Source organism: Longimicrobium sp. (assembly GCA_036387335.1).
GTDB lineage: Bacteria > Gemmatimonadota > Gemmatimonadetes > Longimicrobiales > Longimicrobiaceae > Longimicrobium.
This window is the reverse complement of sequence record DASVTZ010000060.1, coordinates 1-15,523: the sequence shown is the minus strand read 5'-3', so window position 1 is coordinate 15,523 and position 15,523 is coordinate 1. Positions and strand designations below refer to the sequence as shown.

The 15,523-nt window shown below is 71.0% G+C and carries 10 protein-coding genes; 5 read left to right on the top strand and 5 right to left on the bottom strand.

What is annotated here, in order from left to right:
• Nucleotides 1-342: 342 nt before the first annotated feature.
• The 5 genes from VF647_05105 to VF647_05085 form a co-directional block, all read right to left on the bottom strand.
• Nucleotides 343-1,668: an ATP-binding protein gene (locus VF647_05105; GenBank protein ID HEX8451455.1), complete on the bottom strand. Its 1,326-nt coding sequence runs from the start codon at nt 1,666-1,668 to the stop codon at nt 343-345.
• A gap of 20 nt (nt 1,669-1,688) precedes the next feature.
• Nucleotides 1,689-2,495 carry an alpha/beta hydrolase gene (locus VF647_05100; protein HEX8451454.1) on the bottom strand — a complete coding sequence of 269 codons (807 nt, stop codon included), beginning with the start codon at nt 2,493-2,495 and terminating at the stop codon, nt 1,689-1,691.
• Between the two features lie 186 nt (nt 2,496-2,681).
• Nucleotides 2,682-4,832 carry a cation:proton antiporter gene (locus VF647_05095; protein ID HEX8451453.1) on the bottom strand — a complete coding sequence of 717 codons (2,151 nt, stop codon included), beginning with the start codon at nt 4,830-4,832 and terminating at the stop codon, nt 2,682-2,684.
• A 504-nt stretch (nt 4,833-5,336) separates the two neighbouring features.
• Nucleotides 5,337-5,948 (bottom strand): hypothetical protein, encoded by a 612-nt coding sequence (locus VF647_05090; protein ID HEX8451452.1) that lies wholly within the window; start codon nt 5,946-5,948, stop codon nt 5,337-5,339.
• Nucleotides 5,935-8,208 carry a hypothetical protein gene (locus VF647_05085; GenBank protein HEX8451451.1) on the bottom strand — a complete coding sequence of 758 codons (2,274 nt, stop codon included), beginning with the start codon at nt 8,206-8,208 and terminating at the stop codon, nt 5,935-5,937. Before VF647_05085 ends, VF647_05090 begins: the two co-directional genes overlap by 14 nt.
• A 384-nt stretch (nt 8,209-8,592) precedes the next feature.
• Between VF647_05085 and VF647_05080 the strand changes: the two genes are divergently transcribed.
• The 5 genes from VF647_05080 (at nt 8,593) to VF647_05060 (ending at nt 15,330) form a co-directional block, all read left to right on the top strand.
• A complete protein-coding gene (locus VF647_05080) occupies nt 8,593-10,008 on the top strand; it encodes an ATP-binding protein (protein HEX8451450.1) in 1,416 nt (471 codons plus the stop codon).
• Nucleotides 10,009-10,039: 31 nt separating this feature from the next.
• A complete protein-coding gene (locus VF647_05075; GenBank protein HEX8451449.1) occupies nt 10,040-11,524 on the top strand; it encodes an ATPase domain-containing protein in 1,485 nt (494 codons plus the stop codon).
• Entirely contained in the window at nt 11,521-11,913 is a 393-nt protein-coding gene (locus VF647_05070; GenBank protein HEX8451448.1) for a response regulator, read from the top strand. The genes VF647_05075 and VF647_05070 overlap by 4 nt, the downstream gene beginning before the upstream one ends.
• A gap of 2 nt (nt 11,914-11,915) precedes the next feature.
• Nucleotides 11,916-13,382 (top strand): GAF domain-containing sensor histidine kinase, encoded by a 1,467-nt coding sequence (locus tag VF647_05065; GenBank protein ID HEX8451447.1) that lies wholly within the window; start codon nt 11,916-11,918, stop codon nt 13,380-13,382.
• A gap of 190 nt (nt 13,383-13,572) precedes the next feature.
• Nucleotides 13,573-15,330 (top strand): ABC transporter substrate-binding protein, encoded by a 1,758-nt coding sequence (locus VF647_05060; GenBank protein ID HEX8451446.1) that lies wholly within the window; start codon nt 13,573-13,575, stop codon nt 15,328-15,330.
• Nucleotides 15,331-15,523 lie beyond the last annotated feature (193 nt).

Here is a 15,523-nt window from a genome sequence, read left to right as displayed (position 1 = left end):
CAGCACCCCGATGTTCATCAGGTCCGTCAGCCGGTCTCCTTCGTGCCGCACTTTGCTCACACGAGCCATCCGGGCCTCCTCGGGCTGGGGTCCGGTTATATCCTACCTCGCCTGGTGAACAAAGTAAACGGTATTGCGCCTTCGCGGACTCCGGGTCCAATGCCGCGCATCTCTAGCCCACTTCAGTGGGCTTCGCGTCGCTCCAGCCGGGGGATTCATCCCCCGGCGCCCCGCCGCCGGATCGGCGCCCGCCCCACGGCCCCAATCCCCGCCCCGCAGCCTGCGAAGGCAGGCTTCCCGCGTTTGTTGCAGCGGTTTCAACCGCCGGAATTGGCCCGGGGCTCACCCCTCGGCACCGCCGGCTGCCCCCGCCCTCTGCAGCGCCAGCGTGAACGTCGATCCCTCGCCCACCACGCTCCGGGCGCGCAGGTCCCCGCCCATGCCGCGGGCGAGGTCGCGGCTGATGGTGAGGCCCAGGCCCGTGCCCTGGCTGCGGCGCGTATGGCTGGCGTCCACCTGCACGAACGGCTCGAACACCGAGCTCAGCATCTCGCGCGGGATACCGGGGCCGGTGTCCGTCACGCGCAGGAAGACCTGGTCCGCCACCTCCGCACGATAGCCGGTGTCCACGACGACGCGGCCGCCGTCGGGGGTGAACTTGGCGGCGTTGCCCAGCAGGTTGAGGATGATCTGCTGCGCCTTGTCGCGGTCCGCGCGCGCCACCTCGCCGTCGGGAATGCGGACTTCGAAGGCGATCCCCTTGGCGGCGAGCTGCGGCTCCACCATCGGCGTGACGGCGGCCACCATCTCCGCGACGGAGGCGTCCTCGATCACGTACTCCACGCGCCCCGCCTCGATGCGCGCCAGGTTCAGCACGTCGTTGATCAGCCGCAGCAGGTGCCGCTGGGCGCGGTCGATGCGGCTGAGCGCCTCGCTCTGCTCCGGCGTCACGGGCCCGTGGATCCCCATCTCCAGGAGCTGCACGTAGCCGCCGATGGCGTTGAGCGGCGTGCGCAGCTCGTGGCTCATCACGGCCAGAAAGGTGCTCTTGGCGCGGTTCGCCTCGTCGGCCCGCGCGCGCTGCCGCTCCAGCTCCGCCGTGCGCTCCAGCAGCACGAGGTTGGCCTCGCGCAGCTCCTCGGACTGCACCTCCATCTCCACCGCCTGCTCCTCCATCGTCTGGTGCTGAAGCTCCAGCTCCAGCGCCTGCGACTCCAGCATCTCGTTGGCCTCCTGCAGCTCGTCGGAGCGGCGCTGGAGGGCGGCGCCGGCCTCCTCGGCGGCGCGGCGGGCGAGGAGCAGCTCGTTCTCGAACTTCTCGCGCTCGCTCACGCGCATGAAGGCGCAGTCGTTGGCGAAGCCGCCGCCGCGCGGACGCCGCAGCGCGTTCACCAGCACCCCCACCGCCTCGCCCTTTTTCGAGCGGAGGATCAGGTAGATCTCGTCCGCCCGGCCGTGGAGCGTGACGAGTGGAAAGAAGTGCGTCTGGTAGAAGATGCGGGCGCCCATGCCCAGCAGCGTCTCGAAGGGGCGCCCCACCAGCTCGCCCCGCTCGTAGCCCAGCATGGAGAGCGCGGTGGAGTTGACGACGGTGATGGTGCCGTCGTCCGCGAACGAGACGAAGCCGAACGGCGCGCCGTCCAGCATCTCCTCGGGCACTCCCTCCATTCGCTGCTCCACCCGCACGGTCAGGCCGGCTGGGCCTGCAGGTAATCGCGGATCAGCTCCACCGTCTCCTCCGGGTGGCTCATGTGCGGGCAGTGGCCGGTGGCCTTCATCACGCGCAGCGTGCTCCCCGGCATGCTGCGGTGCACGTACTCGCCCACCTCGGGCGGCGCGATCATGTCGTCCGTGCACTGCATCACCAGGGCGGGAACGCGCACGCGCCGCAGGTCGTCGCGGTTGTCCGCGAAGAAGGTGGCCTCGGCGAAGCGCCGCGCGATCTTGGGATCGGTGGAGCAGAAGCTCGCCGTCAGCTCCTCGCCCAGCTCGGGGCGCTCGGCGTTCTTCATGATGTTGGGCGCCAGGAACGATGCCCACCCGATGTAGTTGCGGTCCATCATCTCCAGCAGCCCCTCGATGTCCGCGCGCTCGAAGCCGCCCACGTAGTCCGGCGCCTCGTTCACGTAGCGCGGCGACGGGCCGATGAGGACGAGCCTGGCGAAGCGGTCCGGCTCCTGGTTGGCGGCCAGCACCGCCACCATGCTGCTCACCGAGTGGCCGACGAGCACCACGTCGCGCAGGTCCAGCGCCTCGCACACATCCAGCACGTCCCGCGCGTATCCGTCCAGCGTGGAGTAGCGGTTCGCGTCGTACGCCGCCAGGTCGCTCTGGCCGGAGCCCACGTAGTCGAAGAGGACGATGCGGTAGTCGTCCTCGAAGGCGGGCGTCACGTAGCGCCACATGTTCTGGTCGCACCCGAAGCCGTGCGCGAACACCATGGGCTGCGTGCCCCGGCCGAATACCTTGACGTTGTTTCGCGAAAGGACGTCCATGGGCCTCAGGAGGGTGCGGGTTTTCGCGAACGCGCCGTGCGGCGTCCGCATTCAAATATAGCGCCGCCGTGGCGCCGCGTCACAGTCCGCCGCTTCCCGGCCAAACTGCATCACAACGAACCCCCTCCCCCAGGCAGTTTTGGGGGAGGGGGATGCGTCGCGGAGCGACGCTGGGGGTGGGGGCCCTCAGGACGCGTTCATCACTACAACCGGGCACGCCGCGTTGTTCAGCACCCGCTCCACGCGCGGCCCCAGGAAGAGGCGGTCGGACGCGGGGCGCAGGTCGGTGCCCAGCACCACCAGGTCGATTCCGTCGAGCGCCAGCTCCAGGATGACGGCCTCCGGATTGGCGCCGGTGCGCACCTCGGTGCGGGTGCGCACGCCCAGCGCCTCGCCCATCACGCAGAGCTGGTCCACGATGGCGCGCGCCGACTCCATCTGCCGGCGCATCTCCTCGCCGCCCAGGTCCAGGCGGCGCGACCCCTCGCGCGCCTCCACCACGTTCAGCACCATCACCTCGCGCCCCTCGCCCAGCGCCAGCGCGAACGCGACGTCGGCGGCGGCGCGGGAGGCGGCGGAGCCGTTGGTGGGAAGGAGGATGCGGCGCGGCGGCCAGTTCTCGTCGCCCAGCCGGCCCTTGACCACCATCGTGGGGCAGGGGGCCATGCGCAGGAGGTAGTCGACCATCGGGTCGAAGAGCTCCTCCTTCCCCGCGGTGTTGGCGGGCGCGCCCAGCAGGATCAGGTCGTAGTCGTTCTCCGCCTCGGCCAGGATCGCCTTGGCGATGTCCTTCCCCGTAACCACCTTGCGCGTGAGCTCCGTTCCCGGGAAGCAGTCGGACACCTTCACCAGGAACTCCTCGCTCCCCGCGCGGTCGCACTCCTCCACCACGGTGAAGAGGGTGACCGCCACGGCGTTGCGCTCGCGCATCTGCTGGATCAGCTCGGCCTCCAGGCGAAAGAGCGAGCGGCGCTCCCCCTGGCGGCAGCGCACGGGCACCAGCACCCGCTTCACCCCCGCGATCAGGCTGTCCTGCGCCAGCTCCTCGCGCTTCAGCCGCTCCATCTCCTGCTTGCCGATCTTGACGTGGCTCAGCGTCCAGCGCAGCGCAGGCGGGGCGAGCACGGAGGTGGTGATGGCCATCACGACGATGATGGAGAACATCTCCTGCGTCAGCAGCCCCAGGGAGAGGCCGATGCTGGCGATGATGATCTCCATGGCGCCGCGCGCGTTCATCCCCACGCCGAAGCTGAGCGCGGTCCAGTGGTCGCGCCCGCCCAGCAGGCGCGCCCCCGCGTAGCCGCCCACCACCTTGCCGAAGCACGCCACGCCGATCACCAGCAGCGCGATGCCGATGAGCCGCGGCTCGGCCAGGCTGCGCACGTTCACCTTGAGCCCCGCGACCGCGAAGAAGATGGGCGCGAACACCCCCATCGCCATCGTCTCCACGGTGTGGAAGACGCGGCTGGGGAGGCGCGGCATCCCGCCCAGGAGGATCCCCATCACGAAGGCGCCGAGCATCGCCTCCAGCCCAAGCGCCAGCGACAGGGCGCCCCACCCGAAGGTCAGCACCACCACCAGCGACAGGATGCGGTGGTGGCTGATGACGTGGTCCTGCACGTAGTTGAGGGCGTGGCGCACCAGCCAGCGGCCGACGGTGAAGCTGACCGCCATGAACCCCAGCACCTTCCCCACCGCCAGCCCCACCGTGCCCACGTTGGTCGCCTCGCCGCCCGCCAGCCCCAGCACCACCGAGAGCAGCATCCACCCGACGGCGTCGTCCGTCATCCCCGCGGCGATGATGGTCTGCCCCACGTCGCGCCGCATGAGGTTGAGGTCCATCAGCACCTTCGCGATCACGGGGATCGCGGAGATGGACATGGCCGTGGCGAGGAAGAGGGCGAAGACGATGGGCCGCTCGGGGTTCGCCAGCAGGTCGTCGGGGATGTACAGCCCCAGCACGTACCCCGTGGCGAAGGGCACCACGATCCCCCCCAGCGAGGCCCCCAGCGCCGTCCGCGCCTGCCGACGGATGAGCTGCAGGTCGGTCTCGAGGCCGGTGATGAGGAGGAGGAACATGGCCCCGAAGAGGCTCACCACCTCCAGCAGGTAGCCCTGCACCTGGCTGTGCGGGACGATGTACTTGCCGGCCAGCGGAAAGATGCCGCTGAGCAGCGACGGCCCCAGGATGATCCCGGCGAGGATCTCGCCCACCACGGCCGGCTGCCGGAATCGCTGCGCCACCTCGCCCAGCGCGCGCGCCATGAACAGCAGCACCGCGATCTGCAGGACGAGCGCGAGGACGTCGTGGTGTGGAGCCGCGGTAAACCCTTGCATTCTCACGAAACCAGGCGCCGCGCCGCCGCGGGACAGGGCGCCCCGCTGCCAGCTACGGACTGTTTACGCGCGGCTGTCGAAGCACAACCCGAGCCAGGGCTGAACACAGGGGGATCGGCGACTGAACTCGCAGCAACAACAGCACAAAGTCCGCCTTCGCGGACTCCCGGTCCAGATCTGTCCTCACGGTTGAACATTCCCCGTCACGGGCATCGGCGTGGTAGGGGCGGACCTGCGTGTCCGCCCTCCCTCGCCCTCCCCCCGACCCCCGCGGCGCCCCCCCCAAACCTGTAGGGGCAGTCCCGCGTGGCTGCCCGTGCCCCGCCCACGCGCCGAACCCCGCCCCCATCCCCGGCACCGCACCGCACCGCACCCACCCCCGTCCGCCCGCCGCCCCCGGCAATGCGGCGCCGGCGATGCCCCCCGGCGACCGTCGCCCCCGCCAAGCCTGCGAAGGCAGGCTTCCCGCGGTTGTTCCAGCGGTTTCAACCGCCGGGGTGCACCTCACCCCCCTCCCGCCCCCAACTCCACCCACACCCCCATCCGCAGCCGCACCCCTCTCCAATCCACGATCTCATCCGAGGCCGCCGCCCCACCGATCCTCACCGCCGCGATGCTCCGCACCCCCTCGGTATGCCGGGGCGAGAGCCACGCCCCCACCGTCGGGTCCCACACCTCCGCGCGCCCATCCTGCAGGGTGGCGCAGGCCTCGTGATACGCCACACCCTCGCGCGCCCAGGCCGGCGAGGCGCTGGCGTCGCCCCAGCGGCCGTGCCAGTGCGGAAGGTGGTGCACCTCCTGGCGCTGTACGAGCTGCACCGGCACCACGCGGATGCCGCGTGCCCGGAACGCCTCCATGCTCAGCGCCTGGTGCGCGCCGCAGTCCAGCTCCTCCGCCTCCATCGCCTCGCACCAATAGAGGGGCCACTTGCTGGGGCCCCAGGGGAACTTTCGCGAGATCCAGGCGGGGCCGCCCTCGCCGCGCCACATGGAGCGGTCCATGGCGGTGTACCAGGCGCGCGCCAGGGCGCAGCACTCGGTGCCGTGGTCGGAGAGGACGGACGGGACGAACTCGGCCCAGGGGGCCGACTCCACGGTCGGCTCAGCAGCACGCATCTTCCAGCAACCCTCGTCCGAAGTTGTAAGCCATGCTGGCGTCGTACGCGCCCGCGTCGCCAATCACCAGCCGGTCGCCCGCCCTGAGCTCCCCGGGGAGCTTCAGGTCGCTCGCCAGGATGTCCGTCTCCATGCAGATCCGCCCCACCAGCCGGTCCTGGCCGCCGCCCACCCCTTCCCACTCCCCCTGCCGCGTGCGCCGGTAGACCCGGTGCGGGTAAAAGGGCGCCATCGGCAGGTCGGAGATGGCGGCGTCGACCACCGCCTCCACGTGCCCATCGCCCCCGCGCCGCACCTCCAGCACGGTGGTGGCGAGCGCCATGGAGGGCTGCGCCATCGCCTTTCCCGGCTCCAGGAAGAAGCGCTCCAGCTCCGGCAGCATCGCGCGGGCGGACGCGGTCATGGCGCCGATGCGGGGAAGGAGCTCGCGGTCGAAGTCGTCGGGGAAGTAGCCGCCACCCATGTCCAGGCAGCGCACGGGGCGCCCCACGCTCTGCTCGATGGCCGCCGCCCAGTGCACCACCCCCTCGAACACCTCCCTCCAACGCGCCGGCCCCAGCACGTCGCTGGCGAAGTGGAAGTGCAGCCCCATCTCCTGCTCCGCCGGCATCGCCTTGAGCAGCTTGACGATGTGGGCGAAGCGCTCCACGCTCCCCAGCCCGCTGCCGAAGCGCGACTCGAACGTCACGGGGCGCAGGCGGATGCCCAGGTAGCGCGCCTCGGGCGGGCCGTGGCACATCCAGCGCTCGAACGCCTGCGGCGAGTCCGCGAAGGCAGCCATCAGCGGTCCGCCCGCGCCCGGCCCGTCCGGCCACTGCGAGGCGGGGCCGTTCATGATGATGCGCTCGGGCGGAAAGCCGAACTCCAGCGCCCTGCGCATCTCCGCCGAGCTGATCACCTCCGCGAACATCCCGGCCTGGTCCGCCAGCGCCAGCAGGGTGGGGTGCGGATTGGTCTTCACGCTGTAGCCGAAGCCCACCTCCACGGCGCCCCCCGGCTGGGCGGCGAGCACCGCCTCCACCTGCGCGAAGCGCTCGCGTGAGGTGCGCGGCAGGAACGTGCGGCGCGGGGTGGACGCGCCGTTCCCGGCCACCTCCTCCAGGTCGCTCGCCATCGCGGGCACCACCGCGGGGCCGGGCCGCGCGGGCTCGTCCTCGCGCGCGCGGTTCTCGCGCAGGCGGCGCGAAAGCTCCGTCATCCCCGAGGGGTGCTTGGAGCCGACGCCGGAGTGGTCGTTCGCCTGGCGCACCGCGGGCAGCGGGTGCGTATTGCGGACGGGCACCTCCAGCACGATGCGCGTGAACTGGTTCGTCTGGAACGGGGCCGGCTGCGGCGTCCCCATTCCGGCCGCCTCCACCAGCAGGGCGGGAAGGTTGTGCCCCGCGAACGACGCCGCGTGGATCCAGGCGGGGAAGCGCGGGTTCCAGTCGATCAGGTGCAGCGTGCCGTCCAGCGCACGGACGTACTCCAGCTCCCCGCCGCCCGTCCAGTTCAGCTCCGCGATGCGCGCGCGCAGCGCTTCGGCGAAGCCGGGCTCCACCTCGTTCACCGCGCCCGCCCACGTCTTCCCCTCGGCGGTCTGCGTGTGCTTGGTCATGTGCACGCAGTCCAGCAGCTCCCCGCGATACGCGCAGAACGCCACCGACTCCTCGGCGCCCACCACGTGACGCTGCAGGAAGAGCTGCTCCGTCCCCCACAGCTCGCTCAGGAAGTCGCGCCCGTAGCGGAAGGAGGGCCAGTCGCGCACCCGCATCGCCTCGTAGTTGGGGCCCTTGAGCCACACGCGCCACCCGTGCTCGCGGCAGAAGGCGTGCAGGTCCCAGTCCGACCGGTCCGCGCCCATCCATTCGGGAATCGAGACGGGGAGTCCCTCCGCGGCGAAGATGGCGGGCTTCGCCACCTGCTCCAGCGCGGCGATGGGAGGGAGCATGGCGCGGGCGGGGTCGGGCAGGGCGCCCGCCATCCACTCCACCTCCAGGTCCTGCCCGGGAAACCAGAGCGCCCCGCCGTCGAGCACCGCCTGGATGGCGGCCTGGTAGACGGGAAGGCGCATCTCCTTCCACGGCCGCTGCACCCACACCTCGTCGAACACCTCGCTGTGGAGACCCGAGCTTTCCACGCTGTAGTCCACCGCGACCAGGCGGGCGTGCGGAAAGGCCTGCCGCAGCGAGCGCGCCACCCCCAGCCCCGGCGACGGATTGGGGCCGCTGTGCACACCGCTCACGTAACAGGTCAGCGCCTGGGGAAATCGTTGGGCCATCGGCAGCTCGGTCAGGAGAGAACAGGGGTCGGACGGCATCCGGCGGGATGACGGGCGGGGACGAGTCCTCCCCCACCTTTCGTGCCGATCCCGGTTGCACGCAAACGCCGGTCCCACGCTCCGGAACGCATGGAGTGCCTCACACAGAGCCACAGAGGGAACGACGAGAGAAAACCCAAAGAAAGCCTGTTGTCTTCCTTCCCTCCTCTCTGTTTCCTCCGTGTCTCCGTGTGATGGTTTTGCTGTTTCACGCCCGGTGATGCGCCGCACTCTGAGGATGCGGCGGGACTGCTCTTTGCCGAATCCGGATGGCTTGCTTCGTGCCTGACATCATTCACCTTCAGCTCCCGAACGGCGATAGAAACGACCGTCACCCCTTCACCGATGAACGACCCCGGCAGCGTCCACATCGAGCCCGCGGAGAGGCGGCTGGAGCTGCTGGAGGCGCGCGTCCAGGCCCTCCCCGCGGACGTGCGCGCCGAGGCGGATGCGCTGCTGGAAGAGCTGCGCGCGACCGTCGACGGGCTGCGCCGGCTGGCCGGGAGCCCGCACGCGCTGCTGGAGGAGCAGGCGGCGCGCAGGCACGCGGAGGCGGCGCGGCAGCGGGAAGCGTTCCTGGCCCAGGCGGGGGAGATCCTGGCCGGGTCGCTGGACTACCAGACCACCCTCGCCAGCGTCGCCCGGCTCTGCGTGCCGCGCGTGGCGGACTCGTGCATCGTCTACCTGGTGGGCGAAGGGGGCGAGGTGCAGCGTCTGGGCGCCGCGCACGCCGACCCGCGCAAGGAAGAGCTCCTCCGCGCCGTGCTGGCGAGCCGCCCCTTCGATCCGCACGCGGTCAGCGCCCCCATCGCGCGGGCGCTGCGCACCGGCGAGGCCGAGCTCCTCCCCGAGATCGACGACGCCGGGCCTGAGGGCGAGGTGGCGCCCCGCTCGCTGCTGGTGGTGCCGCTGCGCATCCGCGAGCGCATTCTGGGGGCGCTCAGCCTGGGATGGGACGAGCCCGGGAGGTACACGCCCGACGCGCTCTGGCTCGCCCGCAAGCTGGCGGACCGCGCCGCCCTCGCCGTGGAGAACGCGCGCCTCCACCGCGAGGCGCAGCGGGCAAGCGAGGTGAAGTCCGAGTTCCTGGCGGCGATGTCGCACGAGTTCCGCACCCCGCTCACCGCCATCGTGGCCTACGCGGAGCTGCTCGTGAGCGGGATCCCGGAGCCCATCGCCGAAGTGCCGCGGGGGCACGCGGTGCGCATCGTGGACGCCGCGCGCCACCTCACGCAGCTGGTGGAGCAGGTCCTCAACCTCTCGCGCATCGAGGCGGAGCGCGACCAGCTCCGCCCCGCTCCGACCGACCTCGCGGCGCTGGCCCGCGACACCGCCGCGCTCATCGAGCCGCTGGCCAGGCAGAAGGGGCTGGATCTCGTGGTGGACGTGCCGGAAGAAGGGGCGACGGTGGTGACCGACCCCGACAAGCTGCGCCAGGTGCTTTTCAACCTCCTGGGCAACTCGGTCAAGTTCACCACCGCGGGTACGGTGCGGCTGGCGCTGCGCACCGGCGACGGGACCGCCACCTTCGAGGTGCGCGACACCGGTTGCGGCATGACGGCGGGGGAGATGGAGAGGATCTGGGAGCCGTTCTGGCAGGCGGACGTCCCCGGCACGCGGCGCGCGGGGGGCACCGGGCTGGGGCTGGGGATCACGCGGAGGCTGGTGGCGATATTGGGCGGCGAGATCCGCGCACGCAGCGAGCCGGGGCAGGGAAGCGTGTTCGAGGTGGAGCTCAAGACGGAGAGCGCCGGGCGCTGAGGGGCCGGCGAGGTCACCGAAAGGAGACGGTATGGACGGGACGCGGGAGGGAGCGCGGCGGGGAACGGCGCAGGTGCCCACCAGGGTGCCGGGGCTGGACCGCCTGCTGAACGGCGGGCTGCGCCAGGGCGGGCTGCACGTGCTGCTGGGCGGGCCCGGCGCGGGCAAGAGCGTGCTGGCGCACCAGATCGGCTCCAACCTGATCCGCGCGGGGGGCAAGGTCCTCTACCTCACCGCGCTGGTGGAGACGCACCAGACGCTGATGTCGCAGGCGCGGACCTTCACCTTCTTCGACCCGGCGTTCGTGCCGGGCTCGTTCTACTACGCCAGCCTCTACCCGGCGCTGGCGCGGGGCGGGCTCGCCGGTGCGCGCGACGAGATCGGCCGGCTGGTGGCGCACCACGCGCCCACGCTGCTGATCGTGGATGGCGTGCATGCGCTCAAACAGGCGGCGGTGGAGCGGCTGGAGTACCAGCGCTTCATGCACGAGATGGAGGCGCAGGCCGGGGTCACCGGAATGACGACCCTCCTCCTGGCGCACCCGCCGGAGGGCGGGATCTCCATGGACGCCACCTTCACCATCGCCGACGCCATCCTGGAGATGGACTGCCAGGAGGTGCGCTGGCGGCAGGTGCGTCTCTTCTCCGTCGCCAAGCTGCGCGGAGTGGCGCACATCGGGGGGTGGCACACATTCGGGATCACGCCGGACGGCATCCACATCTCCCCGCGCGTGGAGTCGCTCACGGCGCACATGGAGACGCACGTGGTGGACGCCTCTCCGCCGAAGCTCTCCACCGAGCCGCTGCGCACGGGGATCGAGGGGCTGGAGAAGATGCTGGGCGGCGGGCTGGACCGGTACACCACCACCGTCGTGGTCGGCACCCCCGGGTCCGGAAAGACGATCTCCGGGCTGGCGTTCCTCGCCGCGGGGGTGGAGGCCGGGGAGCCGGGCCTCTTCGTGGGCTACCACGAGACCCCCGAAGTCGTCGTGCAAAAGGGGGAGGGAGTGGGGTTCCCCCTGCGCCGCGCGATCGAGGAGGGGCTGCTGCACGTCTACTGGAAGGCCCCCACCGAGCTGCTGGCGGACGCGGAGATCGAGCGGCTCCTGGAGCTGGTCGACGAGCACAAGATCCAGCGGCTGGTGATCGATGCGCTGGAGGACGTGCGCCACGCCGTCATCCCGCGCGAGCGTGAGCTGTACGTCATCACCGCGCTCACCAACCTCCTCCGCGAGCGCGGCGTCACCAGCATCATGATGCACGACCTGCAGCGCGTTGCGGGGGAGAGCTTCGACATGCCGATGCCCGAGCTCTCCGCCCTGATGGACAACGCGCTGCACCTGCGCTACGTGGAGCAGAAGGGGGAGATGAAGCGCCTGATCGCCGTGCTCAAGATGCGCGCGCGCATGCACGACCACTCGCTGCGCGAGTTCATCATCACGGACAAGGGGCTGTCGGTGGGGAAGCCGTTCTCCAAGGCCGACACGGCGATCCTCGGCCTGGCGCACAACGGATGAGCAGCGGAGCGGCCGGCCAGCAGCCCCGCATCCTGGTGGCGGACGACGAGCCCGCCATCACCGCGCTCGTCGCCGAGATGCTGCGCTACGCCGGCTTCGCGGTGGTGGAGGCGCACGGCGGCGCGGAGGCGGTGTCGCTCGCCCGCAAGGAGCGTCCGGATCTCATCATGCTCGACGTCATGATGCCGGACCTGGACGGCCGCGACGCCTGCAAGGTGCTGAAGATGGACCACTCTCTCCGCGACGTGCCCGTGATCCTCTTCTCCTCCGCCGACGAGCGCGACGTGCACTGGAGCGGCGCGGGGGCCGACGGGTTCCTCCAGAAGCCGTTCAGCATCCGCGCCCTCCCCGGTCTGGTTCGCCGCCATCTAAGCACCAACGGCCGCTAGCGATGCCCGAGCCGTTGTGGGAAAGGATCCAGCGCCTGATCGACCAGCTCAACGAGAGCCTGGACGAGGCCCCGCGCTCCGTGCGCGAGGAGCGCGACCTTTCCGACCGCATCCGGCGCGAGCTGCGGCGCTACGAGGAGCACCGCGCCGAGCTGAGCCCGCCGGACCGCGATCGCCTCCTGGACTTCGTGGTGGAGGACCTGGTGGGGCTGGCCCGCGCCTACCACCCCACCGCCCCCGCCGGCCTCCCCGACACAGACGACCCCGCCCGCGCGCTGCGCCTGCTGATGGAGGCGGGCGACGTGCTCGCTGGCTCGCTGGAGTACGAGGCGATGCTGGACCGCCTGGCGCGCCTCTCGGTGGGGTGGTTCGCCGAGGTGTGCGCCGTGTACCTGCAGGAGAGCGGCGGGCGGGTGCGGCGCGTGGCGGCCGTGCACCGGCACCCCGCGGGGCAGGCGCGGCTCACGGAGATCGGCTCCATCGATCACCCCGACCACCCGGTGGCGGTGGCGCTGCGCTCCGGCGAGACGCTCCACCTCCCCGAAGTCGCCACCCCGCACTTCCTGCGCGATGCGGATGATGACGGCGCGGTGGCTGTCGCGCCACACGCCGTGCTCGTCGTCCCCCTCTCGGTGCGCGCGCGGGTCACGGGGGCCCTGGTCTTCTCGCGCGCCGCCGCCGTGGGCCCGTACGCCGCCGCGGAGGTGGAGTTGGCCGAGGAGCTGGCGCGGCGCGCGGCGCTGGCGGTGGAGGATGCACGGGTGCGCGACGAGGCGGAGCGGGCGCGCCGTGCCCGCACCGAGTTCGTCAGCTCCATCTCGCACGAGTTCCGCACTCCGCTGATGACCGTGGTCGCCTTCGCGCACCTCCTTCAGGAGGGGATCCCCGTCCCCATCCCCGAGGAGGCGCGGGGGCACGTGGCGCGCATCCTGGCCGCCGCGGGGCACCTGGACCGCCTGGTGGAGCAGTCGCTCGGCTACCAGCGCGCGGAGGCCGGCTGGGAGACGGTGCGCGCCGCCACCACCGACCTGGCCTCCATCGCCCGCGAAAGCGCCGCGCTGGTGGAGCCGCTCGCGCGCCAGAAGGGCCTCGGCTTCGTGGTGGACGCCGGCGACGCCCCCTTTGCCGCGCACACGGACGCGGACAAGGTGCGCCAGATCCTCTTCAGCCTCCTAGGCAACGCCGTCAAGTTCACCGACCGCGGCGAGATCCGCCTCGCCCTGCGCGCCGAGGGCGACCGCGCCGTACTCGAGGTGAGCGACACGGGAATCGGCATCGCCCCCGAGAACCTGGAGCGGATCTTCGAAGCCTTCTGGCAGGCCGAGCCGGGCGCCGTGGAGCGCGGCCCTGGCATCGGCCTGGGCCTCTCCCTCCTGCGACGCAACACCTGGATGCTGGGCGGCGACGTTCGCGTCACCAGCGAGCCCGGCCGCGGCAGCACATTCCGCGTCACCATCCCGATCGGCTGAACGGCGAACAGCATCTCACGCGGAGCCACGGAGGGAACAGAAAGCCGCGGAGGAACTGCTAAGTGCCTCCTCGCCTCTCCTCTGCGTCTCCGCGTCTCCGCGTGAGCCATGCAGTTTGGTGGAACACGGAACGCCGTTCGCATGTACCCTTTCGCGAGCCGTTTCCGCCCCACACTGGCCCGAGGAACTCATGCTCCGTCCCATCCTTCGCACCGTAGTCGCGTGTAGCTGCACCGTGCTGCTGGCCGCCTGCGGGCGCGAGGGCGGGGGCGGCACACGCGCCAAAACCGGCGACGTGCCCGACTCGCTGAAGTACGGCGGCACCGTCACCGTCGGCTCGTACGGGGACCTGCAGTCGATGAACGCCCTGGTCTCCAGCGACAACTACAGCTCGCAGGTGCAGCAGTACATGCTGTTCATGCCGCTGGTGAAGTACGATGCCAAGCTGAACCCCGTCCCGTGGCTGGCCGAGCGATGGGACACGGTGCGCGTCGCGGGCGACTCGCTGGACCTGACCTTCCACCTGCGGCGCGACGTGAAGTGGCACGACGGGGTGCCCACCACGGCGCGCGATGTCCTTTTCACCTTCGACCGGGCGATCGACCCCAAGACGGCGTTCCCCAACGCCTCCAGCTTCACCCCGTTCTACAACCCCAAGCCGCAGCTGCTGGACGACTACACCATCCGCTTCAGGCTGCGTCCGCACTCGGACTTCCTGGACGCATGGTTCCAGACGCCGCCCATGCCCGAGCACGTCCTGGGCAAGGTGAGGCCCGAGGAGCTCCTCAACCACTCCTTCGGCACCCAGACTCCGCTGGGGAACGGGCCGTTCCGCTACGTGCGGCATCTGGCCAACCAGGAGTGGGTGTTCGAGGCCAACCCCGATTTCCCCAAGGCGCTGGGCGGGCGTCCGTACCTGGACCGCATCGTCTATCGCCCCATCCCGGAGATGACCACGCTCCTCACCGAGCTGCTCACCGGCCGCGTGGACGTGTACCTGGGGCCCCGGCCGCCGCAGATTCCGCAGATCAAGGCGAACCCGGCGCTGGAGGTGAACCACACGTCGTACCGGCAGTGGGTGTACATCGCGTGGAACACGCGCCTCCCGCAGTTCCGCGACGCGCGCGTGCGGCGGGCGCTCACCATGGCCATCAATCGCAAGCAGATCGTGGACGCGCTGCTCTACGGCTACGCGGACGTGGGGCGCTCCACGGTCACCCCCGCGCACTGGTCGTACGACGCCCGCGATCCGCAGACGCAGCTCCCCTTCGACACCGCCGGCGCGCGCCGCCTGCTGACCGAGGCCGGCTGGATCGACCGCAACCGCGACGGCGTGCTGGAGGACGCGCAGGGCCGCCCCTTCCGCTTCCGCCTGGTGACGAACCAGGGGAACGACACGCGCAAGGACATCACGGAGATCGTGCAGGCGCAGCTCAAGCCGCTGGGAATCGCCGTGGAGCCGCGCCAGATGGAGTGGACGACGCTGATCTCGCTGCTGCAGGACGACATCGGCGGCGAGCGGAAGCGCGACTTCGACGCGGTGGTGAACTCGTGGGTGGACTTCTTTCGCAAGGACGACCGCGACATCCTGCACAGCTCCAACCTGACCCGGCCGTACCAGTACGTGCAGTTCGCCAACCCGCGCGCCGACTTCCTGATCGACACCACCGGCGTGATGACGGACCGCGAGGCGGCGCGCCCCTTCTGGAAGGAGTACCAGCACCTGATGACGCAGGAGGCGCCGTACACCGTCCTCTACTACCCGCAGCGCATCGCCGGCGTCAACCGCCGCCTGCACTACGGCGAGATGGACACCCGCGGCGACCTCCTCAACGCGCACCGCTGGTGGCTGGACCCGGCCAAGCGCCGCAGCGCGGCGAGACCGGCGGCGGCGCCGGTGGAGGCGGTGGAGGCGGTGGAGGCGGTGGCGGATACGGCGAAGAAGTAGGGCCCCACCCCCAGCGTCGCTCCGCGACGCATCCCCCTCCCCCGAAACCGCCCGGGGGAGGGGGAGCTGGCATCGAGGTCTATCTTGGTAATCCTGAGCGGCGTGGGCCACGCGGTGCCCGCATGCACCGGAGAAGGGAAGCCAGCCGCCGAGGCACGGAAAGGGCGGGCAGACACGCAGGTCTGCCCCTACG

Excerpts from the sequence above, each read along its gene's own strand:
- VF647_05085 (HEX8451451.1), bottom strand. The coding sequence starts at position 8,208 with ATGGCCCAACGATTTCCCCAGGCGCTGACCTGTTACGTGAGCGGTGTG.
- VF647_05070 (HEX8451448.1), top strand. The coding sequence starts at position 11,521 with ATGAGCAGCGGAGCGGCCGGCCAGCAGCCCCGCATCCTGGTGGCGGAC.
- VF647_05100 (HEX8451454.1), bottom strand. The coding sequence starts at position 2,495 with ATGGACGTCCTTTCGCGAAACAACGTCAAGGTATTCGGCCGGGGCACG.
- VF647_05080 (HEX8451450.1), top strand. The coding sequence starts at position 8,593 with ATGAACGACCCCGGCAGCGTCCACATCGAGCCCGCGGAGAGGCGGCTG.
- VF647_05075 (HEX8451449.1), top strand. The coding sequence starts at position 10,040 with ATGGACGGGACGCGGGAGGGAGCGCGGCGGGGAACGGCGCAGGTGCCC.
- VF647_05090 (HEX8451452.1), bottom strand. The coding sequence starts at position 5,948 with ATGCGTGCTGCTGAGCCGACCGTGGAGTCGGCCCCCTGGGCCGAGTTC.
- VF647_05105 (HEX8451455.1), bottom strand. The coding sequence starts at position 1,668 with ATGGAGGGAGTGCCCGAGGAGATGCTGGACGGCGCGCCGTTCGGCTTC.
- VF647_05095 (HEX8451453.1), bottom strand. The coding sequence starts at position 4,832 with ATGCAAGGGTTTACCGCGGCTCCACACCACGACGTCCTCGCGCTCGTC.
- VF647_05060 (HEX8451446.1), top strand. The coding sequence starts at position 13,573 with ATGCTCCGTCCCATCCTTCGCACCGTAGTCGCGTGTAGCTGCACCGTG.
- VF647_05065 (HEX8451447.1), top strand. The coding sequence starts at position 11,916 with ATGCCCGAGCCGTTGTGGGAAAGGATCCAGCGCCTGATCGACCAGCTC.